This window comes from Fodinibius salinus, from assembly GCF_008124865.1.
GTDB lineage: Bacteria > Bacteroidota > Rhodothermia > Balneolales > Balneolaceae > Fodinibius > Fodinibius salinus.
This window is the reverse complement of sequence record NZ_VNHY01000003.1, coordinates 256,918-276,731: the sequence shown is the minus strand read 5'-3', so window position 1 is coordinate 276,731 and position 19,814 is coordinate 256,918. Positions and strand designations below refer to the sequence as shown.

Genomic DNA, 19,814 nt, shown 5'->3' with positions numbered 1-19,814 from the left:
ACTTAGCTTTCTTTTAATGCAGTACGAACCTGATATCCTTTGATAATATGTTCAATAGCTTCTTGAATAAACTCTTCCTGTTCAATCCGCTTATCCAAACGCTGTGAAAGTACCACAGACATAACGCCGTGTAATTGTGCCCAAAATGTATAAGCTGCCATGCGCGGCTGACTTTCCGAAATTAGTCCCGATTTCACGCCTTCTTCAAGCACTTCGGTTACAATCTCATAACCACGGCGTGCCTTACGAAATTTATCTTTGGGATACCGGGTCATCTCGTCCGAGCTGATTAAGTAAATTACCTGATACTCCCGGGGATGATTCAAGGCATACGAAACATATTCATGAGCCAAAGCTTCAAGTTTTGAAATAGGATCTTCATACTTGCTTATCTCATTTTCGAGCTGATCATTGAGTCGAGAAATTGCCCGCTCCATTAGTGTATGTACCAGATCATCCTTGTTTTCAAAATGTAAATAAATACTGGTAGCACTTACACCGATTTCTCGAGCAATTTTACGAAGCGAAAAATTGCGATAGCCTTCAGCAAGCAATACCTGCCGTGCAGCTTCAGTTATGCGTTTCTTTAATTTTTTTTCTGTGGCTTGAGCCATTGCACATATGGTTAACGGTGTTAATTTATTTAATTAAACATTTCTGAATCGATAAAGCAATTATATTATATAAACTTTTTTCTGGCTAAAAACAGTCCTAAAACTGTAATTATATGGGATCATCAGGCAAAGAAAAACTAATAAATGAAATAGTTCGGCCTTTCGCTAAATGTTCTTTTTCATAGTCCGTTTGAATAGTAAGCAGCTTGTTATTAGACTTCTGTCGATATATATCTTCTACAATATCGATCTGCTCACAAGAGGTATCCGTAATCACCTGTTGCGTAAATGAAAATAGCTTATCGCTATCGGTTTTAAGACGCACTTTCCCTTCAGGATGCAATACTTTTTGATAAATCCTCAAAAACTTAGGGGATGTCAACCGTTTGTTGCGATCACTCCCTTTTGGATAGGGATCAGGAAAAGTAATCCATAAATCGTCAATTTCAGCAGGACCAAAATATTCGTGCAGATGATCGATATAAATACGCAAAAAATGCACATTTTCGAGCTGTTTATCACGAGCACAAGTAGCCCCCTTCCAAATACGAGCTCCCTTAATATCAATTCCAATATAGTTTTTCTGTGGATTCCTTCGTGCCAGCTCCAAGGTATAAGTGCCTTTACCACAGGCCAACTCAACAATATTGGGATTTGAATTTCCAAATATGTCTTTATTCCACCTGCCTCTGGGCTTTTCCGACTTTTCATCTTGAAAATCAGTCAGTTCTGATACATGATCAAAACTAGCTACTTCTTCAAATCGCTGTTTCTTATTTACTCCCATGGGGTTAACAGTGTTTAAAAAACGAATATGTTATTTCGGCTACTCGCGAAGATATTAGTTTACAAATAACATATATAACAAGCACCAATTTTAATAAAACACGGGACTAGTATGAAAATAAGCGGTGATCTAAAAAAAAGGCTATTATGTTATGTTTGAACTGGGATTAATATTGGCACTTCTTCTGATATTATCTGCGTTTAAATTTCCGGCAGAGAAACAGGAAGCGCTAATTATTTAAAGTCGGTAAATGTCCCCATTAGGAATCAACAGAAAACACCTGCCACTCCATCCAAACCAATCGTAATTAACGAGGTACCTAATCATGAAACCATTGAAGAGTCGATGGACGACCCTGATTTTAAAGTTAAAGAGGACAGCAATATGCCAATGCCGGAACAGTCAGCAACGAAAGGACACAAGGAGAAAATATTTCGAGCGGTAGAGCAAGAAGCTAAAATAAAGGGCGCCAAACAATCTCTTTATGATGATACCAACTATCCCCGTAAAGCAAAATTAGCAAGCACTGAAGGTACCGTACAAAGTTCAGTTTGTGGTTGATACTGACGGGAAGGTCAAAAATGCTAAAATCCTCAGAGAAATTGGTGGTGGATTTGATAAAGAAGCACTTCGCGCAGTCCGTAATTTAATATTTGAACCTGGCAAACAACGAGGAAAATCCGTTCAGGTTCGTATGACTATACCCGTTGTTATTCAGTTACAATAAAATTATGCTTAGGGCGCAAGGCGGAAGCTCTCCCACCCTTCTGTCTTTTTTTTATAACAAATACGATCGTGCAGCCGACCTTCTCTACCCTGCCAGAATTCCATTCGTTCAGGCCTCAACAAGTATCCACCCCAAAAATCAGGCAAAGGTATATCTTTACCTGCAAAACGTTTTTTAATTTTTTTAAAGCGAGATTCAAGCTCTTCACGGGATGAGACCTTAGTACTTTGTTTTGATGCCCATGCTCCAATCTGACTTAAGCGGGGACGCGCTTGGAAATATGCTGCAGACTCTTGTCGATTTAATTGTTCTACCTTGCCTTCAATACGAACCTGGCGTTCGTGCGGCGCCCAATAAAAACAAAGCGAAGCATATGGGTTTTTAGCTAATTCTTTTCCTTTTCGGCTGGCATAGTTGCTATAAAAACGAAACCCTTTTTTATCGACTCCTTTTAATAATACAATCCGCGAAGATGGCTGACCCTTTTGAGATGCGGTTGAAAGTGTCATTGCATTCGCATCTATGAGATCAGCCTCAATGGCTTTCTCGAACCAAACTGAAAACTGTTTTATCGGATCATCATTAATTGATGATGCTGATAATTTTTCGAGTGAGTAATCGCGCCTAATTTGAGCAATATCCGCTTTATCTTTATTTCCACCCATATCACTAGATATTTAACTAATATATTCTGGCTGATTGCCTTTCTTCCACTTAATACCACAGCCAGCACTGGGTTTTTGATCATCCATCGTTTTGCCATCAAACAACATTTCAACCGCTTCGCGAAGATCGCTACCAGTAACTGATTTATCATTGCCGGGACGGCTATCATCAAATTGTCCGCGATAGGCAAGCTCATCATTTTCATCGAACAAGAATAAATCGGGAGTACAGGCAGCACGGTAAGCCTTTGCAACTTGTTGGTTCCCATCATACAAATACGGAAATGAAAACTTCTTTTCTCTGGCAAATGAAGCCATTTTTACCGGACTATCTTCGGGATAGTTTTCTACATCATTCGAGCTAATAGTTACAACACCAATTCCCTTTTGTTGAATATCTTTAGCCGTTACCACAAATTCATCAATAATATGTTTTACATACGGACAATGGTTACAGATGAAAACCACGAGTAATCCCTTGGCATTATTGAAATCACTCAGTGAAACTAGCTGATTATTTATAGTATCGAATAGTTTGAAATCCGGAGCTTGGGTTCCAAGTTCCAGCATGGTAGATGGTGTTTCTGACATAATAGAAAATTAGATTCTTCCAAAATTAGCAAGTTACAATTAGCTCATTTGATCATGATAATATATTAATATCAAGTAGATAAATGAACATTAAATACTGATTTTTTCATCCCCCATAATATTTATCTTATCGTTCAATTTCATTTGTCGATATTATGGAACAAATAAGAAATCAATATCAGTAAGGACAACACAAAGCTATATTGTATTAGAATTTTTAGATACAAATATCAAAGTTAGTATTCCCTTTGGGACATTATCAACGCTAATTTATCATATTTTTTTACGTTTTGAATAAATTTAATTGCCCCTCTTCTGGTCTCTTAAAATACTTAGTTGACAGTTTAACGGGTTCTTCATTAAAGCCTAATCGTTCCGTTTGTATGTTAAACAAATTTCTTATTTGATCGGCGAACTCTCCCTCTCCATGAAACCGCTGCCCAAATTCGCTTTCGTTTAGCTTTCCACTGCGTATATTACGGATTCTATTCAACACTTTTTCTTTTCGATTCGGAAAATGTTGTTTCAACCAATCTTGGAACAGATCTTTGACACCGTATGGCAAACGAACAATAGTGTACCCGGCATAAGTTGCTCCAGCATCTTTTGCTGCTTCCAAAATATCCGGAAGTTCGTGATCTGTTAATCCAGGGACAATGGGAGCTACATTTACGCCTACAGAGATGCCCTTTTTAGTTAATCTCTCGATGGCTTTAAGGCGACGCGGTGGCTGTGACGTTCGCGGCTCCATCACTCGAGCCAAGTCGCGATCGAGCGTCGTTACCGAAAGTGTTACATGAACAGCATTATACTTTGAAAGCTTTTCCAAAAGATCAATATCCCGCGTTACTCTGTAATTTTTTGTAATTATACTCACGGGATTTCTAGCCTCCATACATACCTCTAAACAGTCTCTGGTTATTTCCAGTTCTCCCTCGATGGGTTGATAGGGATCCGTAACACCGCTAAACACGATAGGTTCGGGCATCCATTTTGGGGAGGCAAATGTAGAACGTATTTTTTGCGCCGCATCGTACTTGACCATAATCCGCGACTCAAAATCGAGTCCGGCCGAAAAACCCAAATATTCATGCGTGGGCCGTGCATAGCAATAAATACAACCATGCTCACATCCCCGATATGGATTGAGGCTATACGTAAACGGAATATCCGGACTGTCGTTCTCGGAAAGAATCTCATTACTGTCATCAGGAATAAGCTTGGTATCCTGCGACGGCTTTTCACCAGTTTCATCGTCAAGATCGTAATCTGTATAATAGCCCTCAAAACGATTACCCGGATTATCGGATGCGCCCCGTCCTCGTATGGAATTTTGTATTGAATCTGACATGATAGTGCAAAATTCTGTTCTATATCACTATGAACAAAATATCATTATTCAGAATGCCAACGTTATGTCATCTTATTTTTTTAAAATAAAAAAAGCCCGGGAGTACCGGGCTTTTGAATAGCTAAAAAGTATTAGCCTAATTAAATATCTTGCTGGTTAGAATCCCACTCGTGTTTCGTACCGTTTTCTTGGATATATCCAGCTCCGGTATCTGTATTCCAGAACACAATGACATCGGAACTACTGCTAACTGTTGATATAGTAAGAGTATGTTCAGCCCCGTCTTGTACATACTTATAAGTTCCAGTTAAACTTCCAGAACTATCATAAAACTTAGCTGTAAGTTCTCTTTGCGTATCGCTGGTAATATCATATTTACTTACAATTGCCGGAATTTCCTGCGTTCCATTAGGATCAAGGACATTGAACGTCCAGTTGCCTGTTGAACCATCATTGCTTACAGTACCTTCAAATATTTTATAGTCATTATAACTATTCCCTTGACTATCATCGTATGTCCAATATTGAGCCCATTCCACTTTATTATTCAGTTCCTCAGCAGTTGTCCGAATCTCGAGACTGGTGCCTTGGTAACTGTAACTATACGTCCATTCCCATACTCCATTATTATAGTTGGGCTGTTGTTGGCCCGCAGCACTGAGGAATCCCTGGTAAGTATTGCCGTATAGCAATGTACTAGATGCTCCTATGGCTGTGTTTTTAGCATCAGTATAATTTTGTGTTGTAGCAGAAGAGGCAGTAGCCAATGCCTTGGGATTTGTGTTTTTGAAAAAAGACACATCCATTTTAGCCTCCTCATTTTGGAGTTCTGGAAGTTGTGGTGCTTCTGAAGGATCTGGTCCAGTCGAATCATCACTACAACCCAAAAGTGCAACCATGAGTCCAATAAGTATCGTATAAGTTATGTAACGTCGTATCATAATTATTTACAAATTTTAGTTAGTATTTTTTTTTGATTTAGTATCTCCCACACATAGTATATACGTAATCTAGTACAAAAAGGGGTCATTTTAAAAAATATTGATGTATAACAGTCTTTGATAGCTGCTTATTACTAATTTTCTTATTTATGCCTGGTAAACAGTCTTGATGTTTACAAATTCTTTAATGCCAACCTGCGAAAGTTCGCGCCCAAAACCCGATTTTTTTATACCCCCAAATGGAAGACGAGGATCAGATTTTACATACTCATTAATAAAACAACAGCCGGCCTGCAGTTCCTTGGCGGCTATTTCCTCAGCGCGATCAACATCTTCGGAAAAAATAGCGGCACCCAATCCATAATCAGTATCGTTAGCAACCATTATAGCCTCTTGTTCATTTTTCACTTTAATAACAGAAGCTACGGGACCAAACAACTCTTCTTCATAGGCCGGCATACCTTGGGTAATATTTGTTAATATCGTAGGCGGATAAAAAGCACCTTCCCGATCGGGAATTTCACCTCCCAATATACATTTGGCACCCGCTTTTACACTTTCTTGAACCTGATTATGTAGCTTATCTCGTAAATCTTTGCGCGCCATAGGACCAATGTCAGTATCATCGTTAAAGGGATCCCCGATCTGTTTATTAGCCATTTTTTGATGTACAATGTCCAAAAATTGTTCATATTTATCTTCCACCACAACAAAGCGCTTAGCAGCAATGCAACTTTGCCCACTGTTAAGTAACCTGGATGTCACACACGTTTCTGCTGCCTTCTCGATGTCGGCATCATCAAGAATGATATACGGATCACTACCACCTAATTCCAGCACTGTTTTCTTAAGCTTACTACCTGCCTTAGATGCAACTGCTTTACCTGCGCGGGTACTGCCCGTTAATGTAACGGCAGCAATTCCAGGATTTACAATAAGATCTTGCGTCTGATCTACATCTGCTACAATCGTTCGAAACAACTGTTCAGGGACCCCCGCTTGGTGAATAATTTTCTCTATTGCCAAAGCACAACCTGTTACATTGGGTGCATGTTTTAGGATTACAGCATTTCCGGCCATAAGCGCAGGTGCACCGAAACGAAACAGCTGCCAAAACGGGAAATTCCACGGCATAATAGCTAATACTGTTCCCAGTGAATTGTAGGTGATATAGCTTTTGTCTGCATCAGATTCAATTATTTCATCTTCCAAAAATTCTTCCGCATACTCTGCGTAATACCGGCACACCCATGCACACTTTTCACTCTCTGATTTACCTTGTGGCAACGGCTTGCCCATTTCACGGGCCATCAGTTCAGCATATTCATCACTATTATTTTCTAAAATTTGGGCTATCTCTTTGAGATGCGATGCCCGCTCATCAAAACTCTTGCGTCGCCACTTATTCTGGGCTTCTGCTGCATGTTGAACAATTGATTTAATAGTAGAATCACTCATTTTCTCATATTCTGCAATAAGCTCTTCAGTAGCGGGATTAATAGATTTCATAATGGCTATGGTAAATTTGTTCGTAAGATAACGTTTAAAAAGCGAATCAGAACGCCTTAATTATAAAAACAATTGGGTACGCTTTTCCATTTCCAAAATGGTCTCACAATCAACATTTTTTGAATAAAAAAGAGCCTGCCGGTTTATTGGCAGGCTCTTTCTAAATCGTATTTTAACTAGATACTAATTAGTAGAGGGGACACTAAAAGAAAAGAAGGCTTCTGCCTGTCCATTACCTGTAGCCAACTTGAGGGTAAAGTACAGTATAGTACCCGGCTGGAGGTTACTAAATCCTGATCCTGAAAGCTTAGCCTTAAATTGAATATTCCCTTTTGATGTAGCGATGGCAATATTCCGATAAAGTGATGAGGCATTTACAGAATTATTATTAGGATCAATGCCAGAATAACTTCCTCCTGTACAAGTAGATATATCCCGCATCTCCTGCACAGCATCCGGATCCGGATTGTTACTAAGATCTGAGGCTGGCCCCAACCCAATCGAATAAATAGGCGAATCCATGTTATTGGCTACCTTACATACACTATCTCGTAAAGCGGTACTGTTTGGATAACCATCAGAAAGTAATACTATTCCTCGTTCATTTGACTGATGAGGTTTCTCCTGTTCGGAATACTCCAGAACTTCAAGCAGAGATGGATACGTAGGTGTACCACCACTGGCTTCTACATTATCAACAGAGTCTTTGAGCGCTGAAGTATTACTACTGAACTCAGATAGAAGTTCTGAATTAGATAAAAAGGACCGATTAGGATCACCTTCATAAGTAAATATACTAATTTCAAAGTTGCTCGCATTTTGTGAAAATTCATCCACAAAATCTTTTGCTCCCTGCACCCGCGTACGATTGGGATCATTATTACTCATACTTCCACTACCATCGATATCAAGAGAAATTGCAAAAGGGTCGTTTCCCGCTTGGTTCACTGCTCTCGATCGAATATCAACAGTTATATCTGAGACAGGCTTGTTCTTTCCAAAGACGACCCGGCTGTTCTTTCGGGCAATCTTACTACTTGTATTTCCTGAAAGTGAGTCGAGTGTTATCTTTGCACCCACTACATCGGAAAGTATGCTCTTCCTATCTTCATCTAACGGTGTACCTAACACATCAAATTCACCAGTATTCAAAAAGTCTGAAGATACCTGCGTACCAACTACTAAGGCTTCTTCAACCGGTTTTTCTTCTGTACCCGTGCTATTTGAACAACTGATGAATAATCCAGCCATCAATAGAATAGCTGTACTATATAAAATTGTAGAGTATTTAGTCATAATTTATCTCCTATTTTTGAATGTACTTTTATGGTATATCGCCGACAGGATTATCCTGTCATATATTATATACGATATCTCGCTCGATTTTGGCTCATTTTTTTTAAAAAAAAGAAACTATTTGGCATTTCCACACATTAAAAAATACTAATATTATTAGCAGGCTTACGCCAACAAACAATTTCAATGAACAATCTTATTGTTGACAATATTTTTTTATCGTACCGTTAATTTTTTTGAAAATATCTTGAAGCAGCTCTAGGTCTATTATCAGTGGGGGGGCCAGTCGAACGAGAGTATCAGAGTGCAGAGTCCATCCAAGAATAATACCCTGATCCATACAATCCTCTACAACTTGGCGGGTTAACTCTGTATTTTTTAGCTCCATTCCCAGCATTGCTCCTACTCCGCGTACCTCGCTAATACCATCAGCTGTCAATTCTTTTCTGGCAATAGATTCGATCTGATCGGCCTTATAGCCGTAATCATCCGATAATAGTTCACTGAGTGTTGCATGAGCCGCTGCACAAGAAACAGGATGTCCGCCGAATGTGGTTACGTGATTTAATGGCGGATTGTACATAAACGACTCAAATATTTTTGATGAAGACACAAATGCTCCCATGGGCATACCTCCACCCATGGCTTTAGCCAGGCACAGAATATCCGGTACCACATCATATTGCTCGAAAGCAAAAAGAGAGCCTGTTCGATAAAAGCCGGTTTGAATTTCGTCAAAAATAAGTAATGCTCCAGCCTCATTGCACCGTTGTCTGACATTCTTCAACCACTTTTTTTGAGCCGGAATAATACCTCCTTCTCCCTGTATAGGCTCCATAATAACTGCTGCTGTCTGTTCGTCGATGGTATCAAGTGCTTCAAAACTGTTAAAATCCAAAAAGTGCACATTGGGCAGCAACGGCTTGTAGGGATCCTGATATACATCTCGGCCGGTAACGCTGAGTGAGCCGTGGGTATCACCGTGATAGCCGTGATTAAAGGCCACAAACTTATGTCTGCCGGTATGCTTTTTAGCCAGTTTAAGCGCTCCTTCGTTAGCCTCAGTACCACTGTTTACAAAATACACCCGATCTAACGAAGAAGGAAGCTGAGACGTCAATAAGTCAGCATAAGCTGACTGAGGTTCTTGGATAAACTCACCATAAACCATGACGTGTAAATGCTGATCTGCCTGTTTTTTTACTGCTTCTACCACTTTTGGATGACGATGACCAAGGCTACTTACTGCAATACCAGAAATAAAATCTACATACTGCCGACCATCTGTGGTATAAATATAAGGCCCCTCGGCATAATCAACCTCCAGCCCCATCGGGGCATCACTGGTTTGGGCGACGTGATCGTAAAACTTTTCTCTATTGTTCACTACTTAAATATAAATCAGTGGAATTAATTGCGTTTAATTATTCTACCATTATTTTACATTCAAACTTAATACAAATATAGTCTCATGTCATCTATGTATCGTTGGGTTATTGTGTTTATTGTGAGTATTGGATTTTTGGCTTGCGCATCATCAAATAACAAAGCACAAAATAAAACTCCCAAACAGGATACTCTGAAGGTTCAGAATGATACCACTCCCTCAGCCGACCGTCCCCTGCCCGGTTTAGCGCCCGGCCAATCCCGTGTAAATGGTAAAGTGCTGGTGTGGAAAGACAAAAACACGCTCCATCTTAAAGTCGAAGAAGTTAAGGGATATGGAAGCGGTACCCCACCGATTGCACAAGGTGATACACTATCAATCCATACAATTAAAGACCAGCTCGAGAATCCTGAGAAATTTTATATTGATTCCGTTATTACCATAAGGATACAAAAACGAAAAGTTATGCAAGCTAATAAAAGCGAGAGTTCAAGTTGGTCTTTTGTTGCACTCGACGAATAAATTACCTGTCGTTTGTGGACCACTGATTGAGCAACTCTTCAAAATCAGCCATCAGTTCTTGTCCCTTGTTTTTAGCATACCACTTGTGCAATTTTTCAGCCCATTCTTCTTTGCTAATATCTGAGTCGTTTTTCCATTCCATCGCCTTTTTTTGAAAATCACCGGGACGAGGTCCCCAAGTTCCAATTTCCTGTAACGTTTCAGCGTCCAGACATACGAGCTTGGGTATAGACCGGCCGCCATCCGTTAGGTATTCATCTATAATATTCAAGTGCTGATCACGCAGAATAAGTCGGAGCTCAATATTCTCAGTTTGATCGGCTATCTTAGCAATAATCGGCACATTTTGCGCTGCATCTCCACACCATGCTTCGGTAAGTATCAGCCAAACCCAAGATTCATCAAGCTGGTTAAGCTTTTCAACAAGGGAGTCAGCCAACTCAATTTGTTTATCAAGCCGGTCCATCCGTTGCACATTCATTTTGGTGTATTCAATCATTTCTTCGGAATGATCATCTCCGGTAGTCTCATTTTTATTTACCAGCTCGTCAATCATCTGCCGGTATTGACCGTAGGTCATTGCATTATCAATAATGGATTGATTAATCACCTGCTTGGTCGTAGTACTCATACAATACTTTTATTTTATTGAAATTAAATTTATCAAATATGTCTTACCGTAATAACCAATTTTGGATGATAGGTATTCCATTTATTTGTCCGTGTTTTAGCAAAATGGCTATTATCAAAAAAAATACGAAGGCTAATGAAAGACCGTATTTTATTTGCATCACCTTTTGGTATCCCTTTTCACCATCTTCAACCAACTGAACTTTTTTATTGGTGATAACTCCCACAATAACGCCAATTCCTGCAAAAAGAACTCCCAATCGCACATGCTCCCAAATCAAAACACCGCTTAGCATTGTTAAACCTAAACTGTATGCAATTCTAAAAAAAGTTTGTACAGCTGAACTACCAAAAGTAATTGCAAAGGTACGATCTCCGCGGGCTTGGTCTTCTTTGTGCTGATAGATCTGCGAAATAGGATATAGGCTCAATAATATCAGGGCTACGCCTAAAGCAGCCACTAAAATGATCGGTGATAAAATATGACTTCCGGCTGCCACATATCCCAAAAGAACGGCATTAAATCCGGTACTTATGCCAATAGCAATTAAACTTATAATTGGGCTACCTTTCCAACGAACCATGGGAGAAGAATATCCCCAAAACAGAAATATACTCGCTAAAAATATAGCGGTATAGGCTATGCCAAGGGAGCATGCAATTGTAAGGCTCAAAAACTGTAATAAAACCGAAGCGGGGTGCATCCATCCTTGCATAGGAGGCGGATTTCGCAAACCTCCAATTGCCCCTTCATCTTTATCCCAATATGAATTATAGGCTGTTGCACCACCAAAAAGGAGTAGATGGACATTAAAAAACTGGATAATAAAGGAAGTAGAGGTAAAACTGGAACTCAAAAATCCACCCAATAGAAACCCTCCGGACAAAATAAACAACTGATAATGCCAGCGGAGATGTAAAAGAAAATGCCATAACTGGATGGCAGGACCTATATCTCTCGATTTTGGGGTTCTCAATTTCTCGATTTAATGGGCATTCAAACAAGGATACCAACTTTAACAAATCTATCCAATAGTACTCAAAAAAAGCTCCTGCCCTCCAACTTAAAACGGAAGAGCAGAAGCAATAAATATATTACACTTAAACCGGCACTCTTTCGAATGTCTATCGTATAAAGCCGAATACTAATCCGAAAGATTATCTTGAATAAACTCTTCAGCCTTTGCCATAGCTTTGTCAGTGGCATCTTGAACTAAGGGCTGAATCTTATCAGGATCCAATATAGCTGCATCTAACACAACCTTCATAGAATTGTCAGATTCCGCTTTTTTATTAATAGTCAGAATTCTTTCACCATTCGGCTTCACTAATCTTATATCTAAATCTGCTTCAATCTTTCCTTTATTAACACCTGGAATCATCGAATTTTCTTGAAATAATTTATATGATAATCCAACCATTAACATTGCTTCAGCTTCGTCCGGCATTGCCTCAAAAAGCTTTGCTCGACGTCCCTGTAACATACCCGAAGGATTATATTTCTTATAATTTTTAACAGTAATAAAATTTGAATTCCCATCTGTTGCCTCTTCATATCCTTCATTATATAGCTCAAAATTTTTATACCGTTCGGTTTCTATCACCTCTTCTTCAGGTATTAAAGTAAATGGCATAACTTCGGTGTACACACCAAACGTATTTTCGTGAAGATTTTCAGCAATAGGTTGCAGATCAAATTTATCACTCTGTGCCAATCGCTGAACGAGCTGAGGTATTTCAAAGTCGTCAGTATAATTAATGTGTTTTTCCACTCCTACTATAGCCACAGCAGCTTTGTCTACCTTTTTAACCCGGGAAGTATCCATCGATGAACATGAAGTGATAAAAAATAGTACCCCTAAAATGCATACTAAATATGTAAATCGTCTCATAATGAATAAGTTGTTGTTTATATTAAATTTAACAAGCAAAAAACGTATTAAAAAAAATCCAAGGTTATAAATTTCAAAAGTTAATTTTGGTAAAAAGTGAAATAGTAAATTTTTATTCCAAATTGATCTCACTTCTCAAGTTTAATTTCACTTAACAAATAACAGGATCTGTAGTTAGCGCTTATCAATTCATAAAAAGATTGGTATTTTAGGAGCTATGGTTACAACGCAAACAGCTCAGCACGTTCCCTATATTACCAACCAAGTAGAGCCAGAAGACTGGCAACAGCAAAAGGCCCAACACCAACGGCAAATTGGTAATCTCATTGATGATTATTTACAGCGGCGGTCGCAGCAGCAAAAAGACCCGGTGATGGATTTTCTTTTTGAATATTATGCTTTCCGGCCTTCTTATCTTAAAAGCTGGTCGCCGGGTCTGGGCGTTCTGCTAATAGACGGATCTTTGGAGGATTGGCGTTTTAATGAAATGGGAACAATCGATGGCAACAGCTTTTTGGACATCGACCATTTTGATCGTGATCGTATTTCAGCCTTAAAATGGATTATCAATGTATTAGAGCAGTCCGCTGAGCGTGAGCCTTCATTTGGCTGTTTTGGAATGCACGAGTGGGCTATGGTTTACAAAGCCGACCGCGTACGCCACGACTACCTCTCCCTGCGAATGGATAAAGAAGAGCTGGCAGAATTTGTAGAATCGCGTCCCCTCGTCTGTACACACTTCGACGCCTTCCGCTTTTTTACCGACGAAGCCAAGCCACAAAACAAACACGAGCTCAGCCGTGATAAATTTGCCGAGATGGAACAGCCCGGCTGTCTTCACACGAACATGGATCTGTACAAATGGGCATTCAAAATGTATCCCTGGATTTCCAGCAACACGATCCGCCGGGCGTTCAAGCTGGCCGTTGAAACCCGCGTCATGGATATGAAAGCCAGTCCCTATGATCTTCGTGAACGCGGGCTGGAACCCATCAAAATTGAAACCGACGAGGGCCGCCAAAAATACATGAGGAAACAGAAGGCCATTTTTCAGAGTTCGCAGCCCATCCGTCGGCAGCTGATAGAGCAGTATGAATTTATTTTGGAAACACTTTCTTAATCACAGCGTTGAGCGAATCCCCTTTATGGAAGATATTTCTCGATATTATTCTCCTGAAGAAATGAAATAAAGTTTTGTGTCACGGGGGTTAACCTCTTGTCTTTTTTATACAGCATATGCCAGTGGGTCATCATGGGAAAGTCAGGCACATTCAGAATGGATATTTTATTTAGATTGAGCTCATTTTCCAAACTGAGTTTTGAAATGAGGGACAATCCAATGCCGGCCATAATGGCTTGCTTGACCGCCTCATTCATGCCCAGTTCCATTATCGGGCTGACATTCATTCCATTCTCCTTGAAATACGATTCCATTACCATTCTCGTACCCGACCCCAGTTCGCGGAAAACGAAAGGCTCTTCTGTTAACTGCTCAGTACTAACTTTTTTTTCACCAGACAACGAATGTTCCGGCGGGGCTCCCATCACCAGTGGATTTTCCAAAAAAGGGATAGAATCTATGGAATCATCATTAGGGATTTGAGTAAGTATTCCCAAATCATATTCATTTTGTGAAAGATGATGTATCACCTCATTTCGATTCGTGACCTTTAGAGATATTTGAACTTCGGGATACCGTTTTTGAAACTCTCCCAACAAATAAGGCAAAAAATATTTAGCTGTAGAGGCACAAGATACGTTAAGACTTCCTTTTAACCCGCCTTTAAGTTGAGAAGTTACAGCCTCAAATGACTCCAACTCTAAATCTATGTTTTTATATGCTTCATAGAGCCGCTCCCCCGCTTCGGTTAAATATAGCTTCCGTCCAACCACTTCTATCAGTGGAATATCTACGGCTTCTTGTAATTTTTTGATTTGAATAGAAACTGCGGGCTGTGTCATATGCAAATGTTGGGCAGCTTCAGTCATACTCTTGTGACGAGCCACCATTCCAAATACATATAGCTGGTGAAGTGTGAATTTCATATCATAAAGAATAGTTAATGTTAGTCATTAAAAATATTAATTATCCCTTATGTAAAAAAGCTTATTATTTTTGACTCATTTTAAAAAGAACCAATGAAATACAACAGAATAAATCCTCACTATAGCAATACTATGAGTAACAAATCCAATCCCTCATTGACCCTAAACAATGATTTAAATCAAAATCTTTCTCTTGTTGAAGGTACATTCAGTGCTGAAGAAGCCCGAGAAATATTAATGGCCCTCATTCAAAGCAAATTAAAGTTTCACAACCTTAAAAACCTCCGCTCGTTTGAACAATCCGGACAAGCTGATTCCAAGTCTGAAAATAGAATTCAAGAACTACAAGAGATGCGTGAAGAGGTGCTAGAACTGATTAATCACGCCGACAAAACAGACCAGCAACTACAAATAGATTCCAAGGTTAATATTACGCTGGAAAATAATATATCCGACAAACAATAATCCTGCCTGTTTTAGGAATAGGTATTACGATATAAACCTCTGCTTATACAAAGCATTAAGTATATTAATTAAAACTTATTAAATCGCTTCCATAAGTTTAGCAGAATTTAATCAAGACTTCTAGTTTAATCAGGAAAATAGTAACGTAAATGATCTCTAAATCAACATCTGAAAGTCTCAGAACTAAAAATCGCACCTTCACAAAAACCATTGTTCGGCTGTCGTGGTTCTTATTCACCTTGTTCTTTATACTTCTTGGAATCTCATATTTTCATCCCATACATTGGACTGCTAATAGTTTAATTATGGTTGATCAGTTAAGTCTGGTCATGAGCACAGCGGTTACCCTATTCAGCAGTATTGTGCTAAGCTATTCCGGCAGATATTTAGCAGGATATGCTTATCTACCCAAATTTATGTTGAATGGGCTACTGTTTTCCTTTGCAGTTATCCTGATGGTTATCTCGAATCACATTGCCCTCTTTATTACAGCCTGGCTTTGCATGGGTCTTTTGATGGCGAAACTCATTGGGGAATACACGCATACCGAAGAAAGCGTTGGCTCGAAGCGAACTGCCCGAAATTACTTCTTGATGAGCGCGTTTTTCCTGTCAGCCGGTTTTATTTGGCTGGGATACACAACGGGATTTTGGCATATTACCAACATCGTTGAAGCCAGTGCTTCCGCTGATCCATCAATAATTAAACTAGGAGGAATATTATTAATCATTGCTGCCATTATACAATCGGCCCTTTTCCCTTTTCATCGCTGGCTGATGTCTTCAATGACAGCCCCAACTCCGGCTTCCGCTCTGATGCACGCGGGATTTGTGAACGCAGGAGCAGTGCTACTTGCGAGAGTCGCCCCCATTCTATTTGGCAGTCATCTGCTGTGGATACTTGTCATTGCCGGCGGTATCGGGGCGCTTATCGGCAAATTTAGCAAATTTATGCAACCCAATGTAAAACAAAAGCTGGCTTGCTCTACCACTGCTCAAATGGGCTTCATGTTGTTGGAATGTGGCCTGGGATTCTTTGCTGCAGCTATTACGCACTTAATCCTACATGGATTCTATAAAGCCTACCTTTTTCTGTCATCAGGAGACGCCATAGAACAAAAACCGGTAATCAGTAATGAAAAGGAAAGCTGGAATAAATGGCACCTCCCGGTCATGCTGCTCAGCGGAGCTGTAGGCGGGCTCATATTTGCCTTTACCACCGGTAAAGGATTACATCTCGACAGTGGCTTGTTTCTAAACCTAGTTATCGTCCTAACCGTGATACATGGAAGCCGTGACATCCTCAAACATAGCAGCCTATCTCGAACAACGCGACTCGTTACACTTCCCGCAATTATCATTCCGGCATTGCTAGTCTATGCTGTCGTGTTTGAACTGATAGATACTCTACTTACTACAATCCCAATGATTCAAGTTGCTACTCCTCTCAGCTGGGCACAAATATTTATAGGAGTGTTATATCTTATTTCATTCATAGTGATTGAACTCAAACTCTACAAAAAGTCCAGCCGATTGTATGTATATATGTTAAATGTGTCTCAACCTAAATCTAATACGATTCTTCATTAAATAACCTGAACTGATTTCCATGAAAAAAGACGCTATCGTAGATACAGTTCGATCAATATCTGATAATTTAATCAAAAATTGGCCCCTGTATTCTTTTGTCACTTCAAATCCATTATCTGGCCTGGAAGACCAGCCTTTTGAGCAAGCTATCGAAGACACCCGCAAGTACTTAAACATCAATGGGTACCCTTCAGCAGATGCATTTGAACAAGCCTTCACCCAGGGTGATATCGATCAGGACATCCTTGAAAAACAGCTACAAGAAAAAGGTATACCGCTTTCGGTTGATAAATCGCTGCAACAAATGCACACATTTGAAAACCCTGAGAACGCCCAGACAAAATTGGATGATGTTAATCGCAATCTGATAAAATGGCTGAGTGTTTTTCTGGATCAGGGATCAACAGAATGGCCCATGCCTTATCGTGATGAAGGATTCTATAATTCCTGGAAGAAGAACGCCCAGCATGATCACACCCTACCCAGACGTGATCTGATTAATACCTTGCCCGATGATCCACTTGACGCTCTGCAACATTTACTGGAAGACGTTGAAAAGAATGAGCTGGAAACCATATTGAAACACCACTTGCTAACACTACCCGGTTGGACCGGATACATCAAATATCGCATGGAAAGTGGCAATGACTGGCAGCTGGCTTTCCCTATTACCCTGATCGACTACCTGGCAGTGCGACTAACAATTTATACAGAGTTTGGAAAAGATTTTCGCGAACATCAGTCTCCCTCAACCAACACCTCTCACAAAGGAGATAACATCAAGTCGGCATGGCTTCGAGCCATGGAGCTGACCTATCAGCAAAAACTTACCAAACAGCTGACCGCCCAGTCGATCCCCGAAAATGATCGTGACGGAAAAAGACCGGAAGCACAACTTGTGTTCTGTATCGATACTCGATCTGAACGGATACGCAGGACAATTGAACAAGTGGGTGACTACGAAACGTTTGGGTATGCGGGATTTTTCGGAGTGGCAATGGAATATCAGCATCCCGAAAAAAATATTAGTAATAAATCGTGTCCACCTATCGTAGATGCCAAATTTGAGGCACGAGAAGAAATACGTGCTGACCAACAAGCAGCAGCTGATAATTTTGATTTCTACAACACCTTGCACAAGGCCTTTAATGAGTTTCGCTTCACGCTAAAAAATAACATCCCGGCATCATTCGGATATGTAGAGTCAGCCGGATTTTTCTATGGATTAAGCATGATCTTGCGAACATTATTTCCCGCCTCAGTGTATCGCCTTAAAGAAAAGGCAAAGCGTCGCAAAGGCTCTCCGGAAGGGTTCAGTAAAGCAAAATTATCAACCAAGGCTACATCTGATTCTGGTCATCCCGATCATTTATCAATCGATCAGAAAGCACAGATTGCTAGTGCGGCATTTGACTTGATGGGATGGGACACCTTTGCTCCACTTGTGGTTTTTGCCGGGCATGGAAGCGAGACGTCAAACAATCCCTTCGGATCAAGCTTGGATTGTGGAGCCTGTGCAGGTAGCAAGGGGCGCCATAATGCGCGCATACTTGCTGATATTTGCAACGAGCAAAAAGTGAGAATGACACTGGCCGAACAACATGATATCCATATTCCCAAAGACACCCTTTTTGTAGCGGCTGAACACAACACCACATCCAATGGGTTTGAATTTTTTGACCAGCACCTACCTGATGATAAGTATGCGCAGATCAAGGAATTGAAAGACAAGCTGGATGATGCTCAACACCTTGCCAATAAGGAGCAATTTAATCTTGCTGATGCAAATACTACACAAACATTGGCTGAAGCTCATCGTCGAACTTCAGATTGGGCTGAAACGCGTCCCGAATGGGGATTAGCCGGCAATGCCTCATTTATCATCGGCCCACGTGCGTTAACATCTAACCTTGATCTCCAAGCACGAAGCTTCCTTCATTCCTATAACTGGCAAAAAGATCCTGATGGACAAAAACTGGAAGGCATTCTTCAAGGACCAATGGTTGTAACGCAATGGATTAATAGCCATTATTATTTTGCCTCAGTCGACAACGAATTCTTCGGAAGCGGGACTAAGATTACACAAAATATTACCGGCAATTTTGGGGTCGTGCAAGGTAATGGCGGCGATTTAAAATCCGGACTTCCCCTTGAATCCCTGAGAGAAAATGATTATCAGCTACAACATTTTCCCCTCCGTCTTTCTGTCTTTATTCATGCCCCCCAGTCACGGGTAACCCCAATCATCTCCGAACATCCGGATACACTAGGCAATCTAATAGAAAATGAATGGGTTTACCTTTCCATAATTGATCCAACATTAGGCAATAAAGTCATCCCCATGAGTAATCACTCAAAAACCTTAGAGAATATACGCTAGCCCCCCCTAAAGACTATTTTTTAAAAAACACATTCATTCCCCATTGACTGCCTACCAGCTATTGCGTATTGTTGGAAAAGAAATATCAATTATTTAACTGCAAAAGTTATAGAAATGGCTGAACTCGAAGATGCTGATTACGAAACTTACGAACAAGATATTGAAATACTTGTCGACACCCTGCGCAAATGTTTTAATTCTGAAAAAGCGCGGTATAACGTAGTTGGACATCAAAATACACTTTTCATAGAAATTGCGGGACTTGACCAACTTAGCCCTGAAGAAATATCAGAAGTAGCCGAACCAGTACTTGACGAGCTCGATATGGATTTCGATGAAATTTCTCTACTGCCCCTCAAAAATAGTTGATCGTCCTATCCAAAAAAGAATGTAATTCTTGGTTGAAATCCGCTATTTTACAC

The 19,814-nt window shown here is 40.1% G+C and carries 21 protein-coding genes; 8 read left to right on the top strand and 13 right to left on the bottom strand.

The genetic code is table 11. The features are described from left to right. Positions 1-2 precede the first annotated feature (2 nt). Positions 3-614, bottom strand: coding sequence for a TetR/AcrR family transcriptional regulator (locus LX73_RS10405; RefSeq protein WP_148899437.1), 612 nt, complete (start codon positions 612-614; stop codon positions 3-5). 109 nt (positions 615-723) lie between these two features. Next, entirely contained in the window at positions 724-1,401 is a 678-nt protein-coding gene (gene trmB / locus LX73_RS10400; protein WP_148899436.1) for a tRNA (guanosine(46)-N7)-methyltransferase TrmB, read from the bottom strand. A 345-nt stretch (positions 1,402-1,746) separates the two neighbouring features. Here trmB and LX73_RS10395 point away from each other — a divergent pair, with 345 nt between their 5' ends. Then, positions 1,747-1,962 carry a hypothetical protein gene (locus LX73_RS10395; RefSeq protein ID WP_148899435.1) on the top strand — a complete coding sequence of 72 codons (216 nt, stop codon included), beginning with the start codon at positions 1,747-1,749 and terminating at the stop codon, positions 1,960-1,962. Then, complete coding sequence (locus LX73_RS10390) at positions 1,955-2,128, top strand: energy transducer TonB (RefSeq protein WP_170245665.1); 174 nt, start codon at positions 1,955-1,957, stop codon at positions 2,126-2,128. Before LX73_RS10395 ends, LX73_RS10390 begins: the two co-directional genes overlap by 8 nt. Before the next feature lie 8 nt (positions 2,129-2,136). On the opposite strand, the gene pdxH is transcribed toward LX73_RS10390, so the two are convergent. The 7 genes from pdxH to LX73_RS10355 all read right to left on the bottom strand — a co-directional run bounded on the left by pdxH (position 2,137) and on the right by LX73_RS10355 (position 9,868). Continuing rightward, positions 2,137-2,793, bottom strand: a complete 657-nt coding sequence (gene pdxH / locus LX73_RS10385; RefSeq protein WP_148899433.1) for a pyridoxamine 5'-phosphate oxidase — start codon at positions 2,791-2,793, stop codon at positions 2,137-2,139. Between the two features lie 12 nt (positions 2,794-2,805). Then, positions 2,806-3,384, bottom strand: coding sequence for a thioredoxin family protein (locus LX73_RS10380; protein ID WP_148899432.1), 579 nt, complete (start codon positions 3,382-3,384; stop codon positions 2,806-2,808). Between the two features lie 283 nt (positions 3,385-3,667). Beyond that, complete coding sequence (locus LX73_RS10375) at positions 3,668-4,735, bottom strand: PA0069 family radical SAM protein (protein WP_148899431.1); 1,068 nt, start codon at positions 4,733-4,735, stop codon at positions 3,668-3,670. 140 nt (positions 4,736-4,875) lie between these two features. Further along, a complete protein-coding gene (locus LX73_RS10370) occupies positions 4,876-5,676 on the bottom strand; it encodes a hypothetical protein (RefSeq protein ID WP_148899430.1) in 801 nt (266 codons plus the stop codon). A 147-nt stretch (positions 5,677-5,823) separates the two neighbouring features. Continuing rightward, on the bottom strand, positions 5,824-7,185 hold the full coding sequence (locus tag LX73_RS10365) for an NAD-dependent succinate-semialdehyde dehydrogenase (protein WP_148899429.1): 1,362 nt from the start codon (positions 7,183-7,185) through the stop codon (positions 5,824-5,826). Between the two features lie 183 nt (positions 7,186-7,368). Next, positions 7,369-8,481, bottom strand: a complete 1,113-nt coding sequence (locus LX73_RS10360) for a vWA domain-containing protein (protein WP_148899428.1) — start codon at positions 8,479-8,481, stop codon at positions 7,369-7,371. Between the two features lie 196 nt (positions 8,482-8,677). Next, positions 8,678-9,868 (bottom strand): aspartate aminotransferase family protein, encoded by a 1,191-nt coding sequence (locus LX73_RS10355; RefSeq protein ID WP_246138233.1) that lies wholly within the window; start codon positions 9,866-9,868, stop codon positions 8,678-8,680. Between the two features lie 84 nt (positions 9,869-9,952). Between LX73_RS10355 and LX73_RS10350 the strand changes: the two genes are divergently transcribed. Further along, the gene (locus LX73_RS10350) at positions 9,953-10,390 is read left to right on the top strand and encodes a hypothetical protein (protein WP_148899427.1); all 438 of its coding nucleotides are present in this window, start codon (positions 9,953-9,955) and stop codon (positions 10,388-10,390) included. Position 10,391: 1 nt separating this feature from the next. Here LX73_RS10350 and LX73_RS10345 read toward each other — a convergent pair whose 3' ends face one another. From LX73_RS10345 to LX73_RS10335, 3 genes are all read right to left on the bottom strand, one after another. Further along, the gene (locus tag LX73_RS10345; protein ID WP_211359413.1) at positions 10,392-11,021 is read right to left on the bottom strand and encodes a thioredoxin family protein; all 630 of its coding nucleotides are present in this window, start codon (positions 11,019-11,021) and stop codon (positions 10,392-10,394) included. A 43-nt stretch (positions 11,022-11,064) separates the two neighbouring features. Then, complete coding sequence (locus LX73_RS10340; protein ID WP_170245664.1) at positions 11,065-11,907, bottom strand: UbiA family prenyltransferase; 843 nt, start codon at positions 11,905-11,907, stop codon at positions 11,065-11,067. 258 nt (positions 11,908-12,165) lie between these two features. Next, positions 12,166-12,912 (bottom strand): hypothetical protein, encoded by a 747-nt coding sequence (locus LX73_RS10335; RefSeq protein WP_148899425.1) that lies wholly within the window; start codon positions 12,910-12,912, stop codon positions 12,166-12,168. A 217-nt stretch (positions 12,913-13,129) separates the two neighbouring features. Here LX73_RS10335 and LX73_RS10330 point away from each other — a divergent pair, with 217 nt between their 5' ends. Beyond that, a complete protein-coding gene (locus LX73_RS10330; protein ID WP_148899424.1) occupies positions 13,130-14,032 on the top strand; it encodes a 3-methyladenine DNA glycosylase in 903 nt (300 codons plus the stop codon). 23 nt (positions 14,033-14,055) lie between these two features. Here LX73_RS10330 and LX73_RS10325 read toward each other — a convergent pair whose 3' ends face one another. Further along, a complete protein-coding gene (locus tag LX73_RS10325; protein ID WP_148899423.1) occupies positions 14,056-14,958 on the bottom strand; it encodes a LysR family transcriptional regulator in 903 nt (300 codons plus the stop codon). Positions 14,959-15,090: 132 nt separating this feature from the next. Between LX73_RS10325 and LX73_RS10320 the strand changes: the two genes are divergently transcribed. The 4 genes from LX73_RS10320 to LX73_RS10305 all read left to right on the top strand — a co-directional run bounded on the left by LX73_RS10320 (position 15,091) and on the right by LX73_RS10305 (position 19,761). After that, positions 15,091-15,423 (top strand): hypothetical protein, encoded by a 333-nt coding sequence (locus LX73_RS10320; protein WP_148899422.1) that lies wholly within the window; start codon positions 15,091-15,093, stop codon positions 15,421-15,423. Positions 15,424-15,728: 305 nt separating this feature from the next. Then, positions 15,729-17,012 carry a proton-conducting transporter transmembrane domain-containing protein gene (locus LX73_RS10315; RefSeq protein ID WP_170245663.1) on the top strand — a complete coding sequence of 428 codons (1,284 nt, stop codon included), beginning with the start codon at positions 15,729-15,731 and terminating at the stop codon, positions 17,010-17,012. A 19-nt stretch (positions 17,013-17,031) separates the two neighbouring features. Further along, entirely contained in the window at positions 17,032-19,392 is a 2,361-nt protein-coding gene (locus tag LX73_RS10310; protein ID WP_148899420.1) for a DUF2309 domain-containing protein, read from the top strand. Positions 19,393-19,506: 114 nt separating this feature from the next. Beyond that, positions 19,507-19,761, top strand: a complete 255-nt coding sequence (locus tag LX73_RS10305; protein ID WP_148899419.1) for a hypothetical protein — start codon at positions 19,507-19,509, stop codon at positions 19,759-19,761. The last annotated feature ends 53 nt before the right edge of the window (positions 19,762-19,814 follow it).